Origin of the sequence: Mesorhizobium sp. ISC11, assembly GCF_037162595.1 — a bacterium.
GTDB classification, from domain to species: Bacteria; Pseudomonadota; Alphaproteobacteria; order Rhizobiales; family Rhizobiaceae; genus Mesorhizobium; species Mesorhizobium ciceri.
In genome coordinates this window covers 2,044,795-2,069,922 of sequence record NZ_JAVSPW010000001.1, presented here as the reverse complement: position 1 = coordinate 2,069,922, position 25,128 = coordinate 2,044,795, and the positions used below count along the sequence as shown (strand labels likewise).

Genomic DNA, 25,128 nt, shown 5'->3' with positions numbered 1-25,128 from the left:
CACCGCCATTTTCATATCCCTGTCACGCCGACCTTGTAACGAGCCCCTATGCTCAAGTTGAAATTGCGCGAACGACCCTTTCCCGAGCTTTCCTATGCCAATCCGCGCCAGCCGGCGCTGACGCGCTGGTTCATACATTCGGTCGAAGGCTTGTCGGGCCGCGACCGCTACACAGCACTCTATGATTTCTGGCGCCGCCAGATCGTGCCGACCGGCGAACGCGTGTTCAGCCGCATGCTCGACCTGATCGACGTGCGGGTGCGGACCGCTGATCAGTGGCCGCCCGCGCAATTGCCGGACACGCCGCTGGTGATCGTCGCCAATCATCCGTTCGGCATCGGTGACGGTATCGCCGTGCTGTCGCTGGCCGAGCAGCTCGGCCGTCCGTTCCGGGTGATGATCCACAAGGATCTGCTCAAGATCCGCGAGATGGAGCCTTATTCGCTGCCGATCGACTTTTCGGAGACCAAGGATGCGCTGAAGAACAACATGGCCGTGCGCCATGAAGCGGTGCGACTGTTGAAAGAGGGCGTCACCATCGTGGTATTTCCGGCCGGCGGTGTCGCCACCGCGCCAAAGGGTTTTGGCCGGGCGCGCGATCTGCCGTGGAAGATGTTTCCGGCCCGCCTCGTCCAGGACGCCAGGGCGTCGGTCATCCCGATGCATTTTTCCGGGCAGAACGGCAGGCTGTTCCATCTTGTCAGCGGGCCGATGAACATGGCCGAGCGCGACGGCCGGGTGGCCAAGTTCGTCGGCAAGGCCTCGCTGACGCTGCGCACATCGCTGCTCATCCACGAATTCGCGCGGCTGTCGGGCAAGGCGATCGACGTGCGCGTCGGCGATGTGCTGAGCTGGAGCGAACTGGAGCCGTTGCGCGACCGCAAGGCCTTGCTCGACCGCCTCTATCGCGGCGTGTTCGACCTGGCGCCAGCTTTGCCACGCCGCCGGATCCCGTTCCTGCCGGCGCGGACCGAGCTGGCGGCTTGATCCTTAAAACGAAGGTTAATCCGCGCCTTCTTCAGGGTCCATCGCCGCGGCCTCGGTGGCCAGAACCTCGATTTCCTGGTTCTGCCCGGCCACGACCGTAAAATCCTTCTGGTAGATGCGGTCGCGGTTCTTGGCGATGATGGTGTAGTCGCCCTCGGCCAGCACCATCGAGGCGAAAGCGCCGACGGTTTCCTTGATCGGATCGCCGGACTCGTTGAGCAGTGACCAGGACGTGTCGGCGATCGCCTCGCCACCGGTTTCGCGCACCAACTTCATCGTGATCTCGGCGGCGTGATGCTCGACGGTGGCTTCGGTCAGCTTGCCGGCCTCGACGCGGATGTCGGAGCGAATGACCGCATTGACCGCGCCATAGGTCGAGACGACATGGTAGATGCCGGCGTTGAGCCGCACGACGCTGTTGGGCTCGACATCGGGAATGATCAGCGCGCGGTCGCCATTGGCCTCGGCAGTGCCCTCGTAGATCGAAAAGCGCAGCTTCTTCGGTGGAATGCGCACGCCGCCGGACAGCACGGCGTCGAGCTTGAGGCCGCCGGCATCGAGCACGAGGCTTTCGCGCTTGGCGTCCTTGCCGACAGTGATGCGTTTGGTGGCGCCGGCCCGGCCGTAGGAGGCGTGAACCAGATAGCTGCCGGGTTCGAGTTGAAAGACGGCGGTGCCGCCATGCGAGGAGGCGACCATCGGCAATTTGCCGTTGACGGCTTCCGGCTTGAAGACCCGCCAGACGATGCCGCGCGTGATGTCGGAACCCTTGTCGGTCAACTGGGCAGAGAGTGTGATGGCACCGCCGCCGCTCAGCGCCAGTGACGTCTCGCCTTTCGGCGTCGCGTAGCTCGAAATTCCCGGAAGCTTCAGGTCGCTGACACCGTCGACATTCTGCGCCATGGCGAACGAAACCGGCGCCATGAACAGCAGGGCGCCGAGCCAGATCAGGAAAAGACGGACAGTCCCCTCAAACATGCCTTGCGTTGAAGCCCATGGCGGTGGCAATTTCAAGGCTTAAGAGTCCGACCGATACGACTCTTCCGTCCGGCGTATCCCGCGCCAATGCCCGAGCCGCCCGAATCCCCGATGGTGCGCTTCAGCTCAAAACAGAATGTCCAGGAGACTTGCGCCCATGGCGTCGCCGATTATCGACTTCCTGCTGACCCGAAACTCCGCACCGATTCCAGATCTGAAGGAGCCGGCGCCGAGCGATGCGGAGATCGCGACAATGATCACTGCTGCCTCCCGGGTGCCCGATCATGGCCGGTTGGAGCCCTGGCGCTTCATCCTCTACCGTGGCGACGCCCGCGTCGAGATCGGCAGGCAACTGGCAGCACTTGCCGAGCAGCGGGAGGGCCCATTGACGGAGGGCCGCCGCAATCAGGAACTGGCGCGGTTCTCGCGCGCACCGCTGGTGATCGGCGTCGTATCTGTCCCCAGGGAGAATCCAAAAATCCCGCAATGGGAAATGTTCCTGTCGGGCGGCATGGCGGCGATGAACCTGATGATATCAGCCAACGCGCTGGGCTTTGGCACCAACATGATCAGCAACTGGTATTCGGATGTGCCGGAGGGCAGGGCACTGCTGGGGCTGGCGCCGCAGGAGCGGGTCATCGGCTTCATCCATATCGGCTCCTATGCCGGCCCGGCGCCGGAGCGGCCCCGGCCCGATCCGGCAAAGCTGTACAGTGACTATTCGGGGCCGTGGGTCGGCTGAATGTTCTACGAGCCTTCAAAGGGCCACGGCCTGCCGCACGACCCTTCGAAGGCGATCGTGGCGCCGCGTCCGATCGGCTGGATTTCGACACTGAACAGGGCTGGTGAGATCAACCTCGCGCCATATTCCTTCTTCAATGCCGTTTCGACGCGGCCTTTCATCGTCTGGTTCTCCTCCGAAGGCGAGAAGGACAGCGCCTCCTTCGCCCAGGAAACCGGCGAGTTCGTCGCCAATCTGGTCAGCCGCGATCTCGCGGAGAAGATGAACCGCACGTCAGTCAATGCTCCGCGCGGCGTCAATGAGTTCGTCTATGCCGATCTTGCCATGGCGCCGTCGCGGCTGGTCGCCCCGCCGCGCGTGGCGGCAGCGCCGGCCGCGCTCGAATGCCGGGTGACTGAAGTTTTTCGGCCAAAGGCCCTGGACGGGTCGCCGACAAGTGCCGTCATCGTCGCCGGTGAAGTGGTCGGCGTGCATATCGACGACGCCTTCCTGACGGACGGCCTGTTCGACATCACCAAGGCCGGCAATGTCGCTCGTCTCGGCTATATGGACTATGCCAGCGTCGACGAGGTGTTTTCGATGCGCCGGCCACGCTGGGACAAGGACTAGATACCAAGGCTCGGCCAGTTACCGCGCCTTGCCGGCACTCGTTCGCCGCCTGGCGGTCATGACGGTGCGCACATAGCCGGGCTCGCCGATCCGAATGCTTCCATCGGGCAGGCCCAGTATGCGGTCGAGGGCGATCTCGTAGAGCCTGACGCGTTTCTCCAGGACTTCGATCGCGGCCTCCATGTCGGCGTCGCTGCCGCCGGCAATGGCCTTGGCCACGACATCACGCGTGGCCATGCCGAATTGCATGACGATGTCGGCGACACCTTCCGGATCGAAGGTCCTGAAAGTGCCGTCTTCGATTCCTTGCCTGATGACCTTGACCAGCAGCGGTGAAAACGACGCGCTGGCGGCCAGATTGATACGGTGGAAAAGCACCAGATTCTCAGGCCGGAACATCGTCTCGAAAAGAGCCCAAGCTTCCGGCACGGTTTCGATCTTGGCCCGCCGCGACTGGCTGAGCAGGCCATTCAGGCGGCCAAGCGGGTCGAGGCCGGGATCGTGGAGTATGTCCTGGACCCCAGCCAGTGCCTGTCTTGCAAAGCGATCGGCCAATGCCTCCAGGAGAGCCTCCTTGGAGGGGAAGTAATGATAGAAAGCACCCTTCGAGATGCCGGCGGACGCAATCACGTCATTGAGGCTCGCTTTGTCATAGCCCTGGGTCAGGAACAGGGTCTGGGCATGATCCAGAAGTTCTTCTCGCCTGAGTTCTGGATGCTTGATGACACGGGGCATGACGAACTTTCTGCACGTGATGGCTGCTCCCGTCCAGTCCCGACGTCGGCAGCCAGGGCAACGAATTTCGGGTTAACGGGTCCCTTCGGAGCCTCCGCCTGCGCGTTGGCTGACGGAGCATCAAACGAAAAACCCGCCTGTGCGGCGGGTCACTGGCGCAAATCAGCACCATGGGCAAAAATGTACCATAGCTGAGATCACCGAGTCAAGAAAAAATTCCTATCACGGAGGCTGCCCGGCAAAAGCGGCCAACACAACCGACTGCTGCAAGCCTTTTGTTAAGCTGGAGTTCGGAGCCTCGGGTCGAAGGTTCGCTTGAACTATAGACCAGTGGTCTGTATGGTAGACCAATGGTCTAAAATATCAATCATCAGCGGATATCAAGGCAGGTCGATCATGATCGCGAAATTGGTTCTTCAGACATTCGTCTGGTTCGTCGCTATGGGCGCCTTGCTCTTCCTGTCGGCCGGCACGCTGCATTGGCCGGGGGCCTGGGTCTATCTGGTGGGGATGGTGGGCCTCAGTCTCACCTTGGGCGTGGCGCTGGCGAGGCGCGATCCCGGTCTGATGAATGAGCGGCTGAGCTCTCCCATCCAGAAGAATCAGGACGCGGCCGACAAGGTGCTGCTGTCCATACTTCTGCTCGCCATCTTTGGTTCTCAGATATTCATGGGATTCGACGTTCGTTTCGGCTGGTCGGCGGTTCCCGTCTGGGTGCAGGTGGTCGGCGCACTGGTCCTGCTGCTCGGAATCTGGATCTGCTATCTGACGATGCTGGAGAACAGTTTTGCGGCGCCCGTGGTCAAGATCCAGGACGAACGCGGACAACGTGTGATCTCCACCGGGCCTTACAGCTACGTTCGCCATCCGATGTATGCCGGCGCCATCCTCTTCTTCGCCGGCACGGCACTTCTGCTTGGTTCCTGGTGGGGGCTGGCGTCGGTGCTCGTGCTCGTCGTTCTCTTGGCCATCCGCACCTTCATCGAAGAGAAAACGCTTCGCGCCGGTCTGCGCGGCTATGACGACTATGTGGCCCGGGTCCGTTACCGCCTGATTCCATTGGTTTGGTAGCAGGCGCTCAGGCGGAAACACCTGCCGCCTTTGCCCGCGCCAGAAGCCGCTCGGCCAGCCGCAGGTGCGGGCGGTCGAACATCTTGCCGTCGATAGCGACGACGCCGGGGCTTCCCGCTGCCGCGAACGCAGCAACGATTGCCGCCGATTGTCTCACCGCCTCGGCCGACGGCGTGAAGGCTGCGTTGATGACCGGCACCTGATCGGGGTGGATCGCCATCTTGCCGGTGAAGCCATCGCGTTCGGCCTCGGCGCACTCCGCGGCGAAGGCCGCCATGTCGCGAAAATTCGGGAAGACGGTGTCGATCGCCGCGACCTCCGCCGCACCGGCGGCGAGTATGGTCATGGTGCGAGCGTGACGGAACACGTCCGTGTAGCGGCCATGCTCGTCGCGGGCGCTGCGCGCGCCGAGCGCCGCCGACAGGTCTTCCGCGCCCCAGGTGAGCCCGGCAAGCCGCGCGCTGGTCCCGGCATAGGTTGCCGCCGCCAGCACGCCTGCCGGCGTTTCGGTGATGATCGGCAGGATCTTGATCGCGCCGTCGGCCAGGCCTTTTTCGGCCTCGCGCACCCTGAGTTTTGCCGACAGGTGCTGCACATCCTGGCCGCCGTTCGACTTGGGCAGCATGATGCCGTCGGGTTTCGCCGGAACCAGCGCCGCCAGATCGTCATCCGTCAGCCCGGTCGCGAGGTCATTGACCCTGACATAGATGGCGGAAGTCGTTTGTGCCCTGCGTTCCAGGATGAAGCGCGCCGCTACGCCGCGCGCCAGCGCCTTGTTGTGCGGCGCCACGGAATCCTCGAGGTCGACGATGACCACGTCGGCGCCGGCACCAAAACCCCTTTCCAGCTTCCTCTCGGAATCACCGGGGACGAACAGCAGCGAGCGCATGATCAGGCCGCCTTCTTCAGCATCATCGCTTGCCTGGTGCATTTGGCGACGAGATCGCCATGCTGGTTGTAGGCGCGATGCTCGAATTCGACGATGCCGCGATCGGGCTTCGACCTGGACTCGCGCACCGAAATGACTGTCGTCTCGACGCGAACGGTATCGCCATGGAAGACCGGATGTGGAAACACGGTTTCCTTCATGCCGAGATTGGCCACCGTGGTGCCGACGGTGATGTCATTGACCGAAATGCCGATCATCAGCCCGAGCGTGAACAGCGAATTGACCAGCGGCTTGCCCCATTCGCTCCTGGCGGCGAAATCGAAGTCGATGTGCAGCGGCTGCGGGTTCAGCGTCATCACCGAAAACAGCATGTTGTCGCTTTCGGTAACGGTCTTGCGCAGCGTGTGCTGGAAGACATGGCCGACGACGAACTCTTCGAGATAAAGTCCGGCCATTTCTTTCTCCTCAGGTGCTTGACGGTTGATAGGCGCTGCAAATCAGCCTCGCAAGCCAGTTAATGAACATGGTGAACGGTTCGTAAACCAATTCTGCCTACGGTCGTCAGTGGGGTCGGAACCTTCCGGCAAGGGGCGTAAGCAGGCGGGCATGGTTGTTGTTTCGCATTTCCTGAAGTGGATCTACACGGCCAAGGTGTCGGAGCGCGCCGCGGCGGCGAGCGCTCTGGCCCGAGCCTACATCAATTCCGAATTGCCCTTCGAGGACCGCTGCGCCGCAGAGGCGGCGCTGACACTGTTGCTCGACGATGCCTCGTCAAAGGTGCGGCTGGCGATGGCCGAGGCGCTGTCGATGAGCCAACACGCGCCAATGCAGATCATCAGCGTGCTGGCCTCCGACCAGCCGGAAGTCGCCGGCGTGGTGCTGGCGCGCTCGCCGCTGCTCACCGACGCCGACCTGATCAACCGCGTGGCTTCGAGTCCGAAGGCGACGCAAAAACTGATCGCAGACCGGCCGCTCGTCTCGATGGCGCTGTCAGCGGCCATCGCCGAGATCGGCGAGGCGGACGCCTGCGCCGTGCTGCTCGCCAACAGCGGCGCCGACATCGCCTCGCTCAGCTTCCGCCGCATGGCCGAACGGCATGGGCACCTGCCGCTGGTGCGCGAGGCGCTGATATCGGATGTCAGGCTGCCGGCCGACTGCCGGCATATGCTGCTCGTCAAGCTTGGCGAAATGCTGAAAACGTCGCCACTGGTGATGGCGATGATGGGCGCGGCGCGAGCCGACCGCGTCATGCGCGACGCCTGCGTCAAGGCTTCGGTGACGCTGATCGAAGGCACGCGCACGGAAGAACATGCGGCCCTGATCGAGCATCTCAGGCTGCGTGGCGACCTCACCGCGAGCTTCCTCATCCGCACCATCGCGCATGGCAAGGTCGATTTCTTCGGCTCGGCACTGGTTGCGCTCAGCCAGCAGTCCGAACAACGTGTGAGGGCGCTGCTGGCCGGCGGGCACGACGTGGCCTTGCAGGCATTGTTCCGCAGCGCCGGGCTCGCCGGCGCCACGCACGCCATCATCCTGCGTGCGCTGAAGATCTGGCGCGAGGTCGCCAACGGCAAGCGCGTCGCCGGTGTGCAGGAGGTAAGCTGGCTGATGCTCAAGGAAGTGGGCGGTCAATCCGCCGAGGGTAATCTCGCCGCCTTGGTCAAGTCGATCCATCTCGACGCGCTGCGCGAAAACGCACGCGGCCACGCGCTGGCGATCGCCGCGGCCTAGCCCCTATCCCTGGCAAAAAAATCCGGAAAATCCTCCATCGCGGCGGCGATGATGCGCAGCGATGCCGCGATCTGCAGCAATTCCCCGGTACCGTTTCGCTGGGCAATACCAGCCGCATATTGCCGGGCGACGGTGACGGTGGATGTCTGCGGATCGCCGGGGGCGCGGAAGAGCAGTTCGCGCGCCAGCCCTCTCAGGAAGTTGGCGATCGAAAGCGCGGTCTCGGATGGGATGGCATGGCTTTGGCTCGCATCGCGCAGCCGAAGGACCTCCAGGCCGACGGTGACGGCGGCGACGCCGCCGCCCAGAACCGCATCGCCTTTCTGACCGGCATTCTGCACCAGCGGCATCAATTGGTTGATGCGGTCGTAGGCGAGGCTCTCGAAGGCCGACCGCCTCGGCACCCGCTCATGCAGGCAAAGCCGCGCCAGATCCTCACGCATGGCGCGCACGATGCGGTTGGCCGCGAGCCAAGGATCGGCCGGCAGCACGACGATGAAGACACCGATCGCCAGCAGGATGCCGACCAGGATCGACGCCGAACCGGCGAAGAAGGGTCCGGGATCGTAGGTCATCGCCTGGTGTGGACTGAGGAAGGCGAGAAAGTTGATGGCGAAAGCCGTCGCCACGCCGACATAACGTGGATTGGCCATGGCCAGCGCCGTCGGCACCAGGATCGGCACGACAAACAGCATGAACCAGCCGAAGCCGGGCAGGGCAGGCAATGCGATCTGGCCGACGAGAAAGGCAAACGGCAGCGCCAGAAGCGTTCCCTTGAAGAAACCCCAGGCGACCTGCACTGGGTCGGGGCGAGCAGCAAACAGGCTCGACACGACGGCAACGAGAATGACCGTGCCGGCGGCTTCCGACCATTTCGTCGTCAACCAGAAGGCCGCGACCAGCAGCGTCGCAAGGGCAGCGCGCACCGCGTTGCGCGATGCGCCGGCGTAATCGCGATGCACCACCAGCGCAGGCTGCCTGCTGCCCCTGGCCGGGCGCGTGGCAGGCGCACGCAGGGCATCGAGGCCGCGCAGCACCTGCTTGAGCGCATCGGCGAAATCGGCGGCAATGGTCAGGCGGGTGATCGTGCCGACCCTGTCGTCGCCTTGGTCGGTCGAGGCATCGGGCATTTGCCGGGCCTTGGCCGAGATGGTGTCGAGCCGCGCCACCCAAGGCGTGGTGTCGTCCAGCGCGCCGGGCTTCGCGGCCATTTCACCGACAAGGGCCTGCAACTCCGAACGCACCGGAATGAGCGCCGCATTCTTCGGAGCGGCATGCGAATGCAACGCACGTGCCGCCGACAGCGCCGAGAGCAGTTGTCCGATCGTGCGCCGGACCGGATGCGCGCGCGGCGCGAAGCTCGGCGCCTCGAGCCTGGCATAGGCGCGCATCTCGCCGAGCGTCTGGGTATCCGTGACCAGCTTTCGGTGCAGCGCGGACAGCGTTGCCGGGTCGCCGCCGGAGAACGCACCGCCGGCATAGGTGGCAAGATCGAGGATGCAGCGTTTCAGGCGCGAGACGATGGCGTCGCTGGCCAGTTTTGGCAGGATCAGCCGGCTGGTCAGGCCGGCGCAGACGATGCCGAGCACGATCTCGGCACAGCGCGCGACAGCGAGGTCGACGACGAGATGCGGCTGTCCGAAAGCGGGCAGGCCTATGATCATTGCGGTGTAGCCGGCAAGCGCAGCGCCATAGGCTTCCGGATTGCGCAGCAGCGACGAGACGAAGGTGCAGATGCCGAGCCAGATGGCAAGCACAGTCACCAGCACCCAGGGGTTGGTGCCGAAAACGGTGGTGATGCCGATCGCGGCGATGCCGCCGACCAGCGTGCCGAGCAGCCGGTAGAAGCCCTTCGCCAGCACCATGCCGGCAACCGGCTGGGCGACGATGAACACCGTCATCATGGCCCATTGCGGATGGTCGAGCTTCAGCGCATAGGCTGCCAGCAGCGCGATCAAGCCGGCTGAAACGGTGCGCAAGGCAAAGATCCAGTCGGAGCGCGTCGGCTGCGTCAACCCGGCTAAACTCGTCTCGAAATAGCCTTTCAGCCGCGTCCTGGTCACATGCTCGTCTCCGCAACTGGAGCCTTGTTATGGACCGGCTGGCGGCTAGATATCCAGCACTTCCGTCTCGGCGAATTCGGCGCGTTCCTGGATGAACCGGAAGCGGGCCTCCGGCTTCGTGCCCATCAACGCATCGACGGCGTCCTTGGTCGCCGTCTCGGCGTCGATTACATCGATCCTGAGCAGCGTTCGCTTCCTCGGATCCATGGTGGTTTCCTTGAGCTGGGCGGCCATCATCTCGCCCAGACCCTTGAAGCGGCCCAGTTCCACCTTGCCGCGCCCGGTGAATTCGGTGCGCAGGAGCTCGTCCTTGTGGGCGTCGTCTCGGGCATAGGCGACCTTGCCGCCTTGCCTGATCGAGTAAAGCGGCGGCACGGCGAGATAGAGATGGCCGCCACGCACCAGCGCCGGCATCTCCTGATAGAAGAAGGTGATCAGCAGCGAGGCGATATGGGCGCCGTCGACATCGGCGTCGGTCATGATGATCACGCGGTCGTAGCGCAGATCCTCATCGCGGTACTTCGAACGCGTACCGCAGCCGAGCGCCTGGATCAGGTCCGAAATCTGTTGGTTGGCCGCCAGCTTATCGTTGCCGGCGCTGGCGACGTTGAGGATTTTGCCGCGCAATGGCAGCACGGCCTGGCTGGCGCGGTCGCGCGCCTGCTTGGCCGAGCCGCCGGCCGAGTCGCCTTCGACGATGAACAGTTCTGCACCGGCCGCGGCATTCTGCGTGCAGTCGGCGAGCTTGCCCGGCAGCCGCAGCTTGCGCACCGCGCTCTTGCGCGACACCTCTTTTTCCTGGCGCCGGCGCACCCGCTCGTCGGCGCGTGCGATCACCCATTCGAGCAGCTTCGAGGCTTCCTGCGGATTGTCGGCCAGCCAATGGTCGAACGGATCGCGGATCGCGGTCTCGACAATTCGAATTGCCTCGATCGTCGCCAGCCTGTCCTTGGTCTGGCCGACGAATTCCGGCTCGCGGATGAACACCGACAGCATGCCCGCTGCCGAGATCATGACGTCTTCCGAGGTGACGATCGAGGCGCGCTTGTTGCCGACGAGGTCGGCATAGGCGCGCAGGCCTCGCGTCAGAACGTTGCGGAAGCCGGCCTCGTGGGTGCCGCCTTCGCCGGTCGGGATGGTGTTGCAGTAGGAATTGATGAAGCCGTCGCCGCCGAACCAGGTCACCGCCCATTCGAGCGAGCCGTGGCCGCCCTGTTTCTCGCTCTTGCCGGCGAAAATCTCGCGCGTCACCTGGAAGTCGTCGCCGAGCGATGCCTTGAGATAGTCCTTCAGGCCGCCGGGAAAATGGAATTCCGCCTTGGCCGGCGTCTGGTCTTTTTCCTTGATCAGCGACGGATCGCAGGTCCAGCGGATTTCGACGCCGCCGAACAGATAGGCTTTCGAGCGCGTCATACGGTAGAGCCGCGCCGGTTCGAACGCCGCGCCCTTGCCGAAAATCTGCTCGTCGGGGTGGAAGCGGATCTTTGTGCCGCGCCGGTTGTGGACCTCGCCCAACTGTTCCAGGCCGGTCACGGGAACGCCGCGCGAGAATTTTTGCCGATAGAGTTGCCGTCCCCGCGCGACCTCGACCTCGAGATGGTCCGACAGCGCGTTGACCACGGACACGCCGACGCCATGCAGGCCGCCTGATGTCTCGTAAACCTTGGAGTCGAACTTGCCGCCCGAATGCAGCGTCGTCATGATCACTTCAAGCGCCGGCTTCTTGAACTTCGGGTGCGGATCGATCGGGATGCCGCGGCCATTGTCCGTCACGGCGAGATAGCCGTCAGCCGAAAGCTCGACATCGATGAAGGTGGCGTGGCCGGCAACCGCTTCGTCCATCGAATTGTCGATGACCTCGGCGAACAGATGGTGCATCGCCTTGTCGTCGGTGCCGCCGATATACATGCCTGGCCGGCGGCGCACCGGCTCCAGCCCTTCCAGCACCTCGATGTCGGCGGCGCTATAGCCCTCGCTGCCGTCCTTGGTCGAGGCAGGACGCTTGGTGGCTTGCACCACCAGTGGATCCGCCGGGCGCGCAGCGGTACGCACCGGCTGCGGCTGCTTGTCCATATTGCCGAAGAGATCGTTGCTGTCGTCCATGCCTGCCATAGGTTCCGGTGCTGCGAATCACCTCGCGATACTGCCACGCTTTTCAGCGCCAAGCGACCGAGGTTCCTGTTCCGTTCGGGGATCTGGGCCCTCTTACCCCAAAACCATTCGATAACCAAGCCGGCGGAAATAGATCCGATACCAACGCCCGGGATTCCTGATTCTTTAACAATGCCGCCTAACGTGAGCCCAACTAAATAAGAAACTGCTGATATCAGGGGTTTAGGCGTGAGGGGCAAGGCCATATCGATGATCGGCATCGCCGCCGTTTTCGGCGCGATCTCGATCTTTGCCGCGGATTTCTGGGTCAAAAGCCAGGCCAAGGCCGATTCCGAAGAGAAGACGTCGTCGATTCCGGCACCTGTCGTGCCGAAGGTCGAATTCAAGACCATCGTGGTGGCGAATGCCCCGTTGCGCTACGGCATGGAGCTCGACCGCGCGCAGCTCAGCGAAATCCCGTGGTCGCAAGAGTCCGTGCCGCAGGGCGCCTTCACCACCATCAATGGGTTGCTCGCCGACGGCAGCCGCGTGGTGCTGTCGCCGATCGAGGTCAACGAACCGGTGCTGCTGACCAAGCTGTCCGGCCCGAATGGCCGCGCGACGCTCTCCAACATGATGACGCCCGGAATGCGGGCGGTGACCATCCGTACCGACGAGATCGCCGGGGTTGGCGGCTTCGTCACGCCGGGCGACCGGGTTGATGTCGTGCTGACACGCGATGCCGGCGAAATTCAGGAAGTGGCCAAGAATGCGCAAGGCGCTGCCGGTTCCACCATCACCTCCGAGATCGTTGTCGCCGATGCCAAGGTGCTGAGCGTCGGGCAGGGCGCCGACGAGCGGCAGACAACGCCGCAGATTTCCAATTCGGTGACAATCGAGGTGACGACGGACGGCGCGCAGAAAGTAGCGCTGGCCCGCACCGTCGGCACGCTCTCGCTGTCGCTTCGGTCCGCCAGCGAAGGCGCTGACGGCAAGAGCGGCGTCACCACCATCTCCTCCTTCGGCGGATCGGTCGCCTCGAATGTGCAGGCCGCGGCCGGCTCGGTGTTCGACGCCGTCACCAAGGAGCCGGAGAAACCGAAGTTCAAGACGGTCATCGTAACGCGCGGCACGAAGGCCGAGGAATACCAGGTTCCTTCGCGGGACCAGAAATAAACCAGTGGGGACTGGGTGAGGGACGGGACAATGTTCGGGCTGTTCATATATCGGGTCATGACGCGGTTGCGCGTTTTGCGCGCCGTGGCTGTCGCGTCTTCGTTGGCCGCTGCGGCGATGCTGGCCTTGGGCGCCTCGGCGGCGAGAGCTGACAACGACGTCGTCTACGTGTCGTCGACCAAGAATGCGTCAATCAAGGTTGCCAAGGGCAAGCCGAAGACGATCATCACCAGTGCTGCCTTCTACCAGATCGTCATCGGCGATCCGGAGATCGCCAACGTCAATCCGCTGACCGACAAATCCTTCTATGTGCTCGGCAACAATCTCGGCACCACCGGGATTGCGCTGTTCGATGAGAAAAAGCAGCTTGTCGGCACCGTCGACATCGAGGTGACGCTCGACACCGACCAACTGGCCAGCACCATTCGCGCCAGCGTGCCGGATGCCAGGATCAAGGTCGGATCGGCCAATGGCCGTGTGGTGCTGTCGGGCGAGGCCGACGATGCCGTCGCCGCCGAAAAGGCAAACAAGATCGCGACGCGCTTTTCCGGTGCCGAGGAGGTGATCAACTCAGTCAACATCTCATCTTCGCAGCAGGTCCAGCTCAACGTCCGCTTTGTCGAGATCAACCGCCAGGCGGGCCAGGATCTGGGTGCCAAATACGCCGCCAATTTCGCCTATGGCCTTGGCGGCCGCGACGTCTCGATCGATCCGGGCACAGTGCCGACGGCCGGTACTGGCGAGATCATCGGTCGTCTCCTATCGAACGGCGTATCGATCGATATCGCCATCAAGGCGCTGGAAGAGCGCGGCTTGGCGCGGCGACTGGCCGAGCCGAACCTGATCGCCCGGTCCGGCCAGACGGCGAGCTTCCTCGCCGGCGGCGAGTTCCCGATCCCGGTCTCGGAGGACAACGGCAAGATCTCGGTCAGCTACAAGAAATACGGCGTCAGCCTGGATTTCACGCCTACGGTTCTGAAAGACGGGCTGGTCAGCCTTGATATCGCGCCGGAAGTCTCCTCGATCGACGCGTCGGCCTCCTACAATATCGGGACGATCTCGGTTCCTGGCTTCATCGTGCGCCGTGCCAGGACGTCGGTCGACCTGAAGAACGGCCAGAGCTTCATGATCGCTGGACTGCTGCAGTCGCAAAACGACATCACCACGTCGCGCATTCCGGGCCTCGGCAAGATGCCGGTGCTTGGGGCGCTGTTCTCGTCGAAATCCTATCAGCGGCGCGAGACCGACCTCGTCATCATCGTAACGCCCTATCTGGTCAAGCCGGTCGATCCGTCGAAGAAGCTCGTCGAGCCGACAGATGGCACGCAGCCGGCCAGCAATGCCGACTATTTTCTCAACAACACCGAGGAAGTGAAGGATTCCGATGCCGGTCGCACCGTGGCGTTGGCAGACGGCCGCGTCACTCAACCTGCAGCGGCCGCTTCGGCTGGGCATTTCCTCGACCTGCCGAAGGATTGAAGCCATGCGTCTGGTCTTTGGATCGAGCGTCGCCTTGCTGCTGGCCGGCTTTGCCGCTGGCTGCACCAGCGACGACTATGTGCGCAGCGAAGGGCCAACGGCCGGCGCCGGCAATGCGCAGGCCGCCAACACCGTCATGCAGATGGTCGATCCCTGGAAATACGGGGTCCAGAACACCAGGCTCCTGGTGCCGGCCCAACGAGGCAGTGCCGCGGCTGTCACACCCGATCAGGCGGCCGGTGCCAAGGCGTCGCAGTCGACCACAGGCAACTGATTCAACGGGCAACTGGTCAACGGGCGACCTGACAGGCTGACAGAATGGCAAACGGCATCAAGACCAGGAAGATCCTGCTCGTATCGACCGACAGGACGTTTGCGCAGGACACGCGCACCGCATTTTCCGCCTCCGAGATCATACAGCTCTCGACGGTGGAGAAGAACGTTACCGAGTTGCGCGGCGAGATCCAGGAAGCCGACTTCGGCGCCATCATCGTCGACATGGATGCGGCAAGGCTGGAGGAGGTCGAGTCGCTGCAGCGCATCATGCGTCGGCTGGAGGACAAGGTTCCGGTCGTCGTCGTCACCCAGGAGTTCAACGCGGCCGCGGTGCGTATTCTCGTGCAGCTCAAGGTCGCGGATTTCCTGGTCAAGCCGATCACCACGGCCGATCTGGTGCGCTCCGTGGTACGGGCGCTGCAAGGGCCCGGGCGCGAGGAAAACACCGAGTCGCAAATCTATACCTTCATGCCTGCGGCGGGCGGCGTCGGCACCACGACGCTGGCGCTGCAGACCGCCTTCCAGCTGCATCACTCGGTGACGCGCGGAGCCTCGACCTGCGTCGTCGATCTCAACTTCCAGCAGGGCGCCTGTGCCGAATATCTCGACCTCGAACCGCGTTTCGACATCACCGAGATCGAGAACCAGCCCGAGCGTCTCGACCGCCAACTGCTCGACGTGATGCTGTCCAAGCATGCCAGCGGGCTTTGCGTGCTGGCGGCGCCGGCGCATCCAGCCGAGATGCGCTCGTTCAAGACCGATGTCGTGGTGCGCATGCTGGATCTCGTTTCGGCCTATTTCGACAATGTCGTCATCGACATGCCCCGCACCTGGTTTCCATGGACGGAGACCGTGTTGCTCGGTTCCAACAAGCTCTACATCGTCGCGGAAATGACGGTGCCGTGCCTGCGCCACACCCAGCGGCTGATCCAGGCGGTCTACGAGACGGCCGGCAAGGAAGTGAAGCCGAACGTCATCGTCAACCGTTTCGAACAGAAGATGTTCGATAACGGCATCAAGCAGGCGGACGTCCAGGAAATCCTTGGCGAGCATTTCGTCGGCGGCATCGCCAACAACTACCGGCTGGTGCGCGAAGCAGTCGATCGCGGCGTACCGCTGCACGAGATCGATCCCAACGCCAATGTCGTCAACGATCTGAAGAAGATCATCCTGCCGGAAGAAGCGGTCCCGACCCGGGCGAAATCGCGCTCGCTGTTTGGCATGGGCCGTGGATTGCTGAAGAGGAAAGCCGGATGACCAGCCGCTTCTCCACCCTGCAGAACCGCGATGCGCGTCCGCAGCGCGCGCATGAGACGACGCCGGTCGCCCATCATGCCGTCGTCATACCAACCAGCCGAAAGGCTTTGCCGGCAAAGCCGGAAGCAGCGCTGGCGAAGAATGCCAACAAGGTGCTCGATGCGCGCGTGCGTATCCACCGGCTGCTGCTCGAAGAGATCAATCTTGTCGCGCTGGAGCGTTTGCCGAAGGATGAGATGCGCCGGCAAGTGCATGACTTCGTTTCGGAAAAGACCAAGCAGGAGCGGATGGCGATCAACACCGTCGAGCTTGATGCGCTGGTCGACGACATCGTCGACGAGATGGTCGGCCTCGGTCCGCTCGAGCCGCTGCTCAAGGACCCCGACATCAACGATATCCTGATCAACGGCCACATGAACTGCTTTGTCGAAAAGAAGGGCAAGCTGCAGCCGGTCCACATTCCGTTCAAGGACGAGGCGCATCTCCTGCGCATCGTCAACAAGATCGTCGCCGCGGTCGGTCGCCGCGTCGACGAATCGCAGCCGATGGTCGATGCCCGCATGCTGGACGGCTCGCGCTTCAACGCGGCCATCCGCCCGGTTGCGGTCGACGGCCCGCTGGTGTCGATCCGCAAATTCTCCAAGAACAAGCTCGGCCTGCATAAACTGGTCGAATTCGGCGCCATCACCCAGAACATGGCCGAAGTGCTGGCGGCGGCCGTGCATGCCCGCAAGACGACGATCATTTCGGGCGGCACCGGCACCGGCAAGACGACCATGCTCAATGCACTGTCGGCCTTCATTCCGGAAGACGAGCGGCTGATCACCATCGAGGACGCGGCCGAGCTCCAGCTGCAGCAGCCGCATGTCGCGCGCATGGAAACGCGGCCGGCCAACATCGAAGGCCATGGCGAGCTGAAGCAGCGCGACCTAGTCAAGAACGCACTGCGCATGCGCCCCGACCGCGTCATCCTCGGCGAGTGCCGCGGCGAGGAGGCTTTCGACATGCTGCAGGCAATGAACACCGGCCACGAAGGGTCGATGGCGACCATCCATGCCAACACGCCGCGCGACGCCATTTCGCGGCTCGAGCAGATGCTTGGCATGACCGGCATGCCGATGACGGTGCAGTCGATCCGCAGCCAGATCGCCAGCGCGCTCGACCTGATCGTCCAACTGACGCGCCTGTCCGACGGCAAGCGCAAGGTGACCAGTGTCGCCGAGGTGACCGGCATGGAAGGCGATGTCATCCAGATGCAGGAGATCTTCCGCTTCGTGCGCACCGGCATGGAGGCCGACGGCAAGATTCTGGGCCACTACGAGGCGACCGGCATCCGGCCGCGCTTCCTCGAGGACCTGCGCGCCATGGGCATCGAGTTTCCCGGACGATATTTCGAACCCGGCCGGCCGCAGGAGTAGCCAAGTGTTCGATGGAATGAGCGCGATCTATGTCGTCTATGCCGCGGCCGCGCTGACCGGCATCCTGATCGCCGAGGCCTGTTACCTGCTTTATGCCGGCCGCAGCGACAAGCGCACCGCCATCAACCGGCGCATGAAGCTGCAGGAAAACAAGATCAGCCAGGAGCAGGTGCTCGTCCAACTGCGCAAGGAGCGCGGCCTTGACGCGGGCACGCCGCTGTTTTCGGCGGACCGGTTTCGCGCTCTGCGAACCCAGTCGGGCATGATCATGCCGCTGTCGAAATTCCTCATGATCACCTGCGGCGTGGCGATGGCGATGGCCTTGGTCGCCATCTGGTACGGCTTGCCGCCGCTGATGGGGTTCGTCCTGTTCGTGGTGCTCATGCCGCTGTTGCCGGTGCTGGCGCTGCGTTTCAAGCGCAAGCGCCGGCTGAAGCGGTTCGGCATGCAGTTGCCGGAGGCGCTGGAACTGATCACGCGTGGCCTGAAGGCCGGCCATCCGGTGCCGGTGGCGATCGCCATGGTGGCGCGCGAGATGCCCGACCCGATCGGCAGCGAGTTCGGCGTCATCGCCGACGAAGTGACCTACGGATCCGATCTGGTTTCGGCGTTGAACTCGCTGTTCGACCGGGTCGGCCAGGAGGATCTGCCGTTGTTCGTCACCGCCGTCTCGATCCAGACCAGTTCGGGCGGCAATCTGCGCGAGATCCTCGACGGCCTGGCGACGACGATTCGCGAGCGCGGCAAGCTGCGCCGCAAGGTGCGCGCCATTGCGACAGAAGGCCGGATGTCGGCCTACATTCTGACGGCCGTGCCGGCGTTGCTGTTTGCCGCCATCATGGCACTGATGCCGGGCTTCTACAGCGACGTCTGGGGCGAGCCGAAGACCTGGTATCTGCTTGGCGCGTCGATCACCTGGCTGATGCTGGGCAATTTGATGATGTTCAAGATGTCGAATTTCAAGTTCTGACATGCAGGGCTTCATCGAATTCCTCGCCTCGCTTGCGCCGACCTCATTGATGCCGGTGGCCATCCTGCTGCTGGCGGTGGGTGCTGCCGCTGTTGCCTGGCCTGTTGTCATGGCGAAGGGCGATCGCAACGAGGTCATGCGCCGGCTCAGGGTCGACAACGGTCCCGTGGCCGCCAAACCGGAGCCGGTGCAAAAGAAGAATACCGGCATCGTGCGCGAGAAGGCGGTGAAGCGGGCGCAGGAATTCTACGCCAGGAGCGATCCGGAAAATGTCGCGCGGCTGCGCATGAAGCTTATCCAGGCGGGCTACATGGAGCCGCGCGCTGTCGGTACGTTCTTCCTGATCCGGTTCACCGCGATGATCGGCACGGCAATCGGTGTGTTTGTGCTCAACCGCTGGATGGCCAGTCCGGACGCAACGATGGCCAGCCGCTGGACATTCGTCATCCTGTCGGGCGCGGCCGGTTATTTCCTGCCCGGCCTGGTGCTGAGCCAGAAAGTGCGGGAACGCAGGCGTGAGTACCGCAACGGCTTTCCCGATTTCATGGACCTGATGATTGTCTGCTCGGATGCCGGCATGAGCATGGAGGCAGGCATAGAGCGCGTCTCCAAGGAACTCGCCAAGACTTATCCCGCGCTCAGCCAGAACCTGCAGTTGGTGTCGCTGGAGCTGAGGGCCGGGCGCAGCCTCGACGATGCGCTGAAGGCGCTCGCCGATCGCCTCAGCCTGGACGAGGTGCGTTCCTTCGCCACGCTGCTGCAGCAGTCCAAGGAACTCGGCACCAGCCTGTCGGGGGCGCTGCGCGTCTTCTCCGACGACATGCGCCATAAGCGTATGTCGTTGGCCGAGGAAAAGGCGCACGCTCTGCCTGCCAAGATGTCGGTGCCCGTGGTTGTGTGCATCCTGCCGGTGGTGCTGATGATCGCGGCCATTCCAGTCATCGTCAAAATGACGGCGCACTAGCGAGCGCTCCACAAAAGCCCTAGCAAGGGGCTGACAAACCATTGTTCTGACCGAACCCGGCTTTGCAGGTGAGAAAGTCCATGCTGCTGCGCACCCTCTTCCTTGGCCTTGCCGCGGCCAGCCTGTCGCCCGCCTGGGCCGTGGCCGGCGATTGCGGCGATGCCGCCGCCTTGGTGCAGCAGGCCTATCCCAAAGCTCGAAAGAGCGCCGACGGCACCTCGTTCACGCTCGAACCCCACACCAGCATTGCCCTGACATTCGCGTATGGCGATCCGCCAGGGCTGGTTTGCAAGATCTGGCCCGCCCATGACGACCTGCTGTTGGTCGCAGTGCCGCTGATGGACGGGTCCCAACCCAGCGACTACGCGCATGCCGGCGATATCGAGCTTTTGATTGTCGACAGGAAGAGCCGGCAGGTGCGCCAGCGCCTGCTCCAGCCCGGGCTGATGAATGATGATGCCATCGCCATCCGCCAGGTGGAACTTGATACCGGCCGCTATGCGCTGGCGCCCGATGTTACTGCCTTTGGCCTGCGCATCGAAATGGCAAACAATTCGCTGCCTAATCCGTTCAGTGAAACCGACCTGCGGCTCTATGCCGTCGATGGCGATTCCCTGAGGATGGTGCTCGATGGCCTGGTCGTGGCCGGCAATGGCGGCGAGGGTGATACCAATTGCGCCGGATCCTTCCATACCAGTCGGGTTAGCCTGGCGATGAGCCCGGCCAAACATCATGGCTACCACGACATAACGGTGGTCGAGCGAATGGATACCGACAATCCGTTGCCCGACAAGGATGGCGAGTGCCAGTCCCATCCCGGCAAGTCCGTGAGCCAAACCTACCGGCTGCGCTATGACGGCAGCCGGTATACGGCTCCTGCGGGGCTCAAAGCCCTGGAGCCGTGAGGACGCCGCTGGCTGCGACTGAAGCACCGCGGCCTGGTGGTTAATGGCTGGTGTGCCCGAAGCCGAATTTTGGCGGCGTTTCGGCACCGAAGTTTAATCGCCGCTGATATATTGTGTTTCCTGAAGAACGACCCGGCAAATCGGGCGATGAGGCAGGGGCATGCGTCACAATAATTTCCCGGCAATGGCCACGATGGCGGCCGTCTTGATGATGTCTGGCTGTTCGACGAGTGGCGTCGACACCACCAAGACCACCGCCATCCAACCGGCGGCTAAAGACACCGAAACCTCCGATCTGGCGCAAGGCAAGGCGCAGTTTCGCGACGCCAATTACGGCCTCGCCGAAAAGCACTTCCGCAAGGCCGTCGAGTTGAAGGCCGACAATGCGGAGGCCTGGATGGGGCTCGCCGCTTCCTATGATGAACTCGGCCGCTTCGACTTCGCCGACCGTGCCTACGGCCAGCTTCTGAAAGTCGCCGGTCGCAGGCCGCAGATCGTCAACAATATGGGTTATTCGCAACTGCTGCGCGGCAATCGCAAGAAGGCCAAGGCGCTGCTGCTCGAAGCGAAGGCCGGCATGGCCGATCCCACCGTCGTCAACGCCAACCTCGCTCTCCTGAACAAGGGTTGATCTCGCGTCCAATGGTCCGGTTTCGGGACACGTGCCATCGACGCTTTGTAAACCCTATCTGCAGGTTGCATCGATGGATCGCCTGAAAACCCGTATCTGGGGGCAGCCGCTGACCTAGAATGCAGCGCAACCGCCGACGCTCGAGAGGCCCTTGCCCGATATGCTGGACTTCAGTTCGCTCCTGCTCGCAGCCGCGCTGTCGGGCATATGCCTCAGCGTCACCATGTTTGCGATCTGGTTCACCGCACCCAAGGCAGGTTTCGTGCTGACGGTGGCGTGCGGAATTCTGGTGCTCGTCGCGCATGTGATCCTGTTCTGGCGGTACACCAAGGATCCCGATCCGCTGCTTTGCCAGATCGTGCTTGCGCTGCTCAGCCTGGGGTTCCTGATCCTCTGCTTGTCGGCCATGCAATATCTCGGCGTGCCCGGCTACAGGCGCGCCGTTGCACCGGCGCTTGCTGCCATGGCCATTTGTGCCATCGTGACCTTTATGGGCTTTGACGGCGTTGGTTTCATCATCACCTACACCACGGTGACGGCGCTGCTGTCGGCGATCGGCGCCATGTTCTGGATCAACGGCAGTCAGGATCGCCGCATCCTTCTGGTGGTTTCGTTTCTGAGCGGCACCTGCGCGATGTCGTTTGCGTTTTGCGGCGTGGTTCTGCTGACCAAGGGGCAATGGACGCTCGCGGTTGCGCCCGACAATTGGGCCGAACGATTGAATTCCGTCGTGGCGGTGGCCTGCATGACCGGGCTCGGAGCATTGACGCTCTCCCTCCATCATCTGCAGGCGCAGATCGAGCTCAAGGCCGAGACCATGACCGACCCGCTGACAGGGTTGCTGAACCGCCGGGCATTGACGTCGCTTTACGGCGAGCGGAGTTTCGGTCCATTCATGTCCATCGTCATGTTCGACCTAGACCACTTCAAGCGGACGAACGATGTCTACGGTCACCCGGTTGGGGATCAGGTCTTGTGCCGTTTTGCCGCCGTCATCAAGAAATATGCCCGGCCCGGCGTCGACGCTTTTCGCCTTGGCGGCGAGGAGTTCGCAGTCGTCATGTCGCGGATGACGGACGAAAAGGCCTACGATCTCGCCAGCAAGATCGGCGTGGCTTTCGGCGCCGAAATCGTCCCCACCCAGCTCGGCAAATTGCGCAGCACGGTCAGCGGCGGCATCGGCTTTGGCGAGGCAAGCGGCAGCAGCCTCGACAACGTGCTCACCGAGGCAGACGCGGCGCTCTATGCCGCCAAACGCGCCGGACGAAATTGCGTCATCAGCCGCAAGAGGATGGGCAAGGCCGAGCCGATCAAGCCGGCCTTGCGCTCAGCGTAAATTACTCCGCGGCCCCCAGATAGTCGGACAGCGGCGGGCACGAGCAGACCAGGTTGCGATCGCCGGCGACATTGTCGATGCGTGACACCGGAGGCCAGTACTTGGCTGCCGTGTCGGCGTCGCCGGCCGGATAGGCCGCTTCCAGGCGCGAGTAGGGATGGTTCCACTGGCCGGCCAGCGCCTCGGCGGCGGTGTGCGGCGCGTTGACCAGCGGATTGTCGGCCAAAGGCCATTCGCCCCTGGCGACTTTTGCTGCCTCTGCCGATATGGCGATCATGGCCTCGCAGAAGCGGTCGATTTCCCGCTTGGGCTCGGACTCGGTCGGCTCCACCATCAGCGTGCCGGCGACCGGGAACGACATGGTCGGCGCGTGAAAACCATAATCGATCAGCCGCTTGGCGACATCGTCGACACTGATGCCTGCACTCTCCTTGAGCACACGGGTGTCGAGGATGCATTCATGCGCGACGCGTCCCTGCCTGCCCTTGTAGAGCACCGGGAAATGCGCACCGAGCCGCGTTGCGATGTAGTTGGCGGAAAGGATCGCTGTTTCGGTCGCCTGCTTCAGGCCCGAGGCGCCCATCATGCGGATATACATCCAGGTGATCGGCAGGATCGAGGCGCTGCCGAAGGGGGCGGCGGAGACGGCGTGCGCCGAGCCTTCGGTGACATGGCCGGGCAAATACGGCTTCAAATGCGCCTTGACGCCGATCGGCCCGATGCCGGGTCCGCCGCCGCCATGCGGAATGCAGAAGGTCTTGTGCAGGTTCATGTGGCAGACATCGGCGCCGATGTCGCCGGGACGGGCAAGCCCGACCAGCGCGTTGAGGTTGGCACCGTCGAAATAGACCTGGCCGCCATGCTCATGGATCAGCGCGCAGAGATCGCGTGCGCCTTCCTCGAACACGCCATGCGTCGAGGGATAGGTGAACATCAGCGCTGCGAGATTTTGCGCATGCTCAGTCGCCTTGGCCTTCATGTCGTCCATGTCGATGTTGCCGTCTTCGGTGCAGCGCACGACGACGACGTTCATGCCGGCCATCGCCGCGCTCGCGGGATTGGTGCCATGCGCCGAGGAGGGGATCAGGCAGACGGTGCGGTGGTTGTCGCCGCGAGAGCGGTGATAGCCGCGGATGGCGAGCAGTCCGGCATATTCGCCCTGGCTGCCGGCATTGGGCTGCAACGTGACGGCGTCGAAGCCGGTGATCTCCGACAGCCAGCCCGCCAGCTCACCGATCATGGCACGGTAGCCTGCCGAGTGCGCGGCCGGGGCGAAAGGGTGCAGATTGGCAATGCTCGGCCAGCTCACCGGCATCATCTCGGCGGCGGCGTTGAGCTTCATGGTGCAGGATCCCAGCGGGATCATGGCGCGGTCGAGCGCCAGGTCCTTGTCGGCCAGCCGGCGCAGGAAGCGCATCATCTCGGTTTCCGACTTGTTTTCGTGGAAAACAGGCTGGGTCAGGAACTCCTTGCCGCGCGGCTTGCCGGGCACCGTGCTGTCGGCGGAGGCGCCAGCCTTGGCGCCGAACAGGGCCGCGATTGCGTCGAGATCGGCCTCGGTGGAGGTTTCGTCGAAGGCGATGCCGATGTGGTCGGCATCCACGGCACGCAGCAATCTGCCGCCCTTTTCAGCGGCGGCGGCGATCGAAGCTGCCTTGCCCTTCACCTCGGCCGTCACCGTGTCGAAGCGGCTTGAACCGAGCACGGAGATGTTTGCTGCTTTGAGCCCGGCGGCAAGACGATTGGCCAGCGTGTGGATGCGCCCGGCAATCGCCTGCAGCCCGGCGGGGCCGTGCCAGATGGCATAGGCGGTCGCCATATTGGCGAGCAGCGCCTGCGCGGTGCAGATGTTGGAGGTCGCCTTGTCGCGGCGGATATGCTGCTCACGCGTCTGCAAGGCAAGCCGGTATCCGGGCCGGCCCTTGCTGTCGGTGGACTGGCCGACCAGGCGGCCAGGCATCAGCCGCGTCAGCCTGTCGGAGACGGCGCAATAGGCCGCGTGCGGGCCGCCAAAGCCCATCGGCACGCCAAAGCGCTGCATCGGGCCGACGGCGATGTCGGCGCCAAGCTTGGCCGGCGCGTCGGTCAGCGTCAGGCCGAGCGGGTCGGCGATGAAGACGACGAGGGCGCCGGTCGCGTGTGCCTTGTCGATCGCTGCCTTGTGGTCGCCATAGACACCAAAAGTATCCGGCCAGGAGACAAGCAGGGCGGCGGTGTTGTCGTCGATCGTCTCGCCATCGATCTCGATGCCGAGCGGCTCGGCGCGGGTGCGCACCACGTCCAGCGTCTGCGGGTGCGGCGTGCCGGCAAGTGCTACTTTGGTGCGCTTGTCGCGGTGATGGTGCAGTGCAATGCCGACCGCCTCGGCCACGGCGGTTGCTTCATCCAGCAGCGACGCCGATGCCACCGGCAGGCCGGTCAGTTCGGCGACCAGGGTCTGGAAGTTGAACAGCATTTCCAGCCGGCCCTGGCTGATCTCGGCCTGATAGGGCGTGTAGGCCGTATACCAGGCCGGGTTCTCGAACAGATTGCGCTGGATAACCGGCGGCACATGGACGCCGTGATAACCGGCGCCGATGAAGCTCTTCAGCACCGTATTCCCGGCCATGACAGCCGAAAGCTCAGCCAGCGCTTCCGCCTCGCTCGCTGGTGCCGGCAGGGCAAGCGGCCGATCGAGCCGGATCGACTTCGGGACGGACTGGCTGATCAGCGTCTGGATCGAGGGCACGCCGATGGCGGCCAGCATGGCTCTGGTATCGTTGAGGCCGGGACCGATATGGCGGGCCGAGAAGGGGTAGGGTGCTGCGGTCATCTCAATAA

Annotated in this window: 22 protein-coding genes; 15 read left to right on the top strand and 7 right to left on the bottom strand. The window is 63.5% G+C overall.

Going from position 1 to position 25,128, the window contains the following annotated elements; all coding sequences use genetic code 11:
• The first annotated feature begins 48 nt into the window (after nt 1-48).
• Nucleotides 49-987, top strand: a complete 939-nt coding sequence (locus tag RPF88_RS10280) for a lysophospholipid acyltransferase family protein (RefSeq protein WP_027162581.1) — start codon at nt 49-51, stop codon at nt 985-987.
• Nucleotides 988-1,002: 15 nt separating this feature from the next.
• Here the strand turns inward: RPF88_RS10280 and RPF88_RS10275 are convergent, their stop codons facing one another.
• Entirely contained in the window at nt 1,003-1,965 is a 963-nt protein-coding gene (locus RPF88_RS10275) for a hypothetical protein (protein WP_024505356.1), read from the bottom strand.
• 157 nt (nt 1,966-2,122) lie between these two features.
• Between RPF88_RS10275 and RPF88_RS10270 the strand changes: the two genes are divergently transcribed.
• Both RPF88_RS10270 and RPF88_RS10265 read left to right on the top strand, forming a co-directional pair.
• On the top strand, nt 2,123-2,707 hold the full coding sequence (locus RPF88_RS10270) for a nitroreductase family protein (protein WP_024505355.1): 585 nt from the start codon (nt 2,123-2,125) through the stop codon (nt 2,705-2,707).
• A complete protein-coding gene (locus tag RPF88_RS10265; RefSeq protein WP_024505354.1) occupies nt 2,708-3,316 on the top strand; it encodes a flavin reductase family protein in 609 nt (202 codons plus the stop codon).
• Between the two features lie 18 nt (nt 3,317-3,334).
• Here the strand turns inward: RPF88_RS10265 and RPF88_RS10260 are convergent, their stop codons facing one another.
• Nucleotides 3,335-4,051 carry a TetR/AcrR family transcriptional regulator gene (locus tag RPF88_RS10260; protein WP_337122315.1) on the bottom strand — a complete coding sequence of 239 codons (717 nt, stop codon included), beginning with the start codon at nt 4,049-4,051 and terminating at the stop codon, nt 3,335-3,337.
• Between the two features lie 396 nt (nt 4,052-4,447).
• Between RPF88_RS10260 and RPF88_RS10255 the strand changes: the two genes are divergently transcribed.
• Nucleotides 4,448-5,122, top strand: a complete 675-nt coding sequence (locus RPF88_RS10255) for a methyltransferase family protein (RefSeq protein WP_013531970.1) — start codon at nt 4,448-4,450, stop codon at nt 5,120-5,122.
• A gap of 7 nt (nt 5,123-5,129) precedes the next feature.
• Here the strand turns inward: RPF88_RS10255 and RPF88_RS10250 are convergent, their stop codons facing one another.
• Nucleotides 5,130-6,011: an HpcH/HpaI aldolase/citrate lyase family protein gene (locus RPF88_RS10250; RefSeq protein WP_024505351.1), complete on the bottom strand. Its 882-nt coding sequence runs from the start codon at nt 6,009-6,011 to the stop codon at nt 5,130-5,132.
• Between the two features lie 2 nt (nt 6,012-6,013).
• Nucleotides 6,014-6,466 carry a MaoC family dehydratase gene (locus RPF88_RS10245; RefSeq protein WP_024505350.1) on the bottom strand — a complete coding sequence of 151 codons (453 nt, stop codon included), beginning with the start codon at nt 6,464-6,466 and terminating at the stop codon, nt 6,014-6,016.
• Between the two features lie 151 nt (nt 6,467-6,617).
• Between RPF88_RS10245 and RPF88_RS10240 the strand changes: the two genes are divergently transcribed.
• The gene (locus tag RPF88_RS10240) at nt 6,618-7,742 is read left to right on the top strand and encodes a DUF2336 domain-containing protein (protein ID WP_024505349.1); all 1,125 of its coding nucleotides are present in this window, start codon (nt 6,618-6,620) and stop codon (nt 7,740-7,742) included.
• Here RPF88_RS10240 and RPF88_RS10235 read toward each other — a convergent pair.
• Entirely contained in the window at nt 7,739-9,805 is a 2,067-nt protein-coding gene (locus RPF88_RS10235) for an FUSC family protein (RefSeq protein ID WP_337122314.1), read from the bottom strand. The genes RPF88_RS10240 and RPF88_RS10235 overlap by 4 nt on opposite strands.
• 45 nt (nt 9,806-9,850) lie before the next feature.
• On the bottom strand, nt 9,851-11,908 hold the full coding sequence (gene parE, locus RPF88_RS10230) for a DNA topoisomerase IV subunit B (RefSeq protein ID WP_013531965.1): 2,058 nt from the start codon (nt 11,906-11,908) through the stop codon (nt 9,851-9,853).
• Between the two features lie 237 nt (nt 11,909-12,145).
• Between parE and cpaB the strand changes: the two genes are divergently transcribed.
• From cpaB to RPF88_RS10180, 10 genes are all read left to right on the top strand, one after another.
• Nucleotides 12,146-13,072, top strand: coding sequence for a Flp pilus assembly protein CpaB (cpaB, locus tag RPF88_RS10225; RefSeq protein ID WP_245265407.1), 927 nt, complete (start codon nt 12,146-12,148; stop codon nt 13,070-13,072).
• Between the two features lie 30 nt (nt 13,073-13,102).
• Entirely contained in the window at nt 13,103-14,551 is a 1,449-nt protein-coding gene (locus tag RPF88_RS10220; RefSeq protein WP_013531963.1) for a type II and III secretion system protein family protein, read from the top strand.
• Nucleotides 14,552-14,555: 4 nt separating this feature from the next.
• Nucleotides 14,556-14,825, top strand: a complete 270-nt coding sequence (locus RPF88_RS10215) for a hypothetical protein (RefSeq protein ID WP_013531962.1) — start codon at nt 14,556-14,558, stop codon at nt 14,823-14,825.
• 44 nt (nt 14,826-14,869) lie between these two features.
• Complete coding sequence (locus tag RPF88_RS10210) at nt 14,870-16,084, top strand: AAA family ATPase (protein WP_013531961.1); 1,215 nt, start codon at nt 14,870-14,872, stop codon at nt 16,082-16,084.
• Nucleotides 16,081-17,502, top strand: coding sequence for a CpaF family protein (locus RPF88_RS10205; RefSeq protein ID WP_024505345.1), 1,422 nt, complete (start codon nt 16,081-16,083; stop codon nt 17,500-17,502). The genes RPF88_RS10210 and RPF88_RS10205 overlap by 4 nt, the downstream gene beginning before the upstream one ends.
• 4 nt (nt 17,503-17,506) lie before the next feature.
• Nucleotides 17,507-18,472, top strand: coding sequence for a type II secretion system F family protein (locus tag RPF88_RS10200; protein WP_337122312.1), 966 nt, complete (start codon nt 17,507-17,509; stop codon nt 18,470-18,472).
• Nucleotide 18,473: 1 nt separating this feature from the next.
• Nucleotides 18,474-19,436 carry a type II secretion system F family protein gene (locus RPF88_RS10195; protein ID WP_013531958.1) on the top strand — a complete coding sequence of 321 codons (963 nt, stop codon included), beginning with the start codon at nt 18,474-18,476 and terminating at the stop codon, nt 19,434-19,436.
• 80 nt (nt 19,437-19,516) lie between these two features.
• A complete protein-coding gene (locus RPF88_RS10190) occupies nt 19,517-20,341 on the top strand; it encodes a hypothetical protein (protein WP_275954596.1) in 825 nt (274 codons plus the stop codon).
• Nucleotides 20,342-20,501: 160 nt separating this feature from the next.
• Complete coding sequence (locus RPF88_RS10185; RefSeq protein WP_013531956.1) at nt 20,502-20,972, top strand: hypothetical protein; 471 nt, start codon at nt 20,502-20,504, stop codon at nt 20,970-20,972.
• Between the two features lie 160 nt (nt 20,973-21,132).
• Nucleotides 21,133-22,308 (top strand): GGDEF domain-containing protein, encoded by a 1,176-nt coding sequence (locus RPF88_RS10180; protein ID WP_337123870.1) that lies wholly within the window; start codon nt 21,133-21,135, stop codon nt 22,306-22,308.
• 1 nt (nt 22,309) lies between these two features.
• Here RPF88_RS10180 and gcvP read toward each other — a convergent pair whose 3' ends face one another.
• Entirely contained in the window at nt 22,310-25,120 is a 2,811-nt protein-coding gene (gene gcvP / locus RPF88_RS10175) for an aminomethyl-transferring glycine dehydrogenase (protein ID WP_337122311.1), read from the bottom strand.
• Between the last annotated feature and the right edge of the window lie 8 nt (nt 25,121-25,128).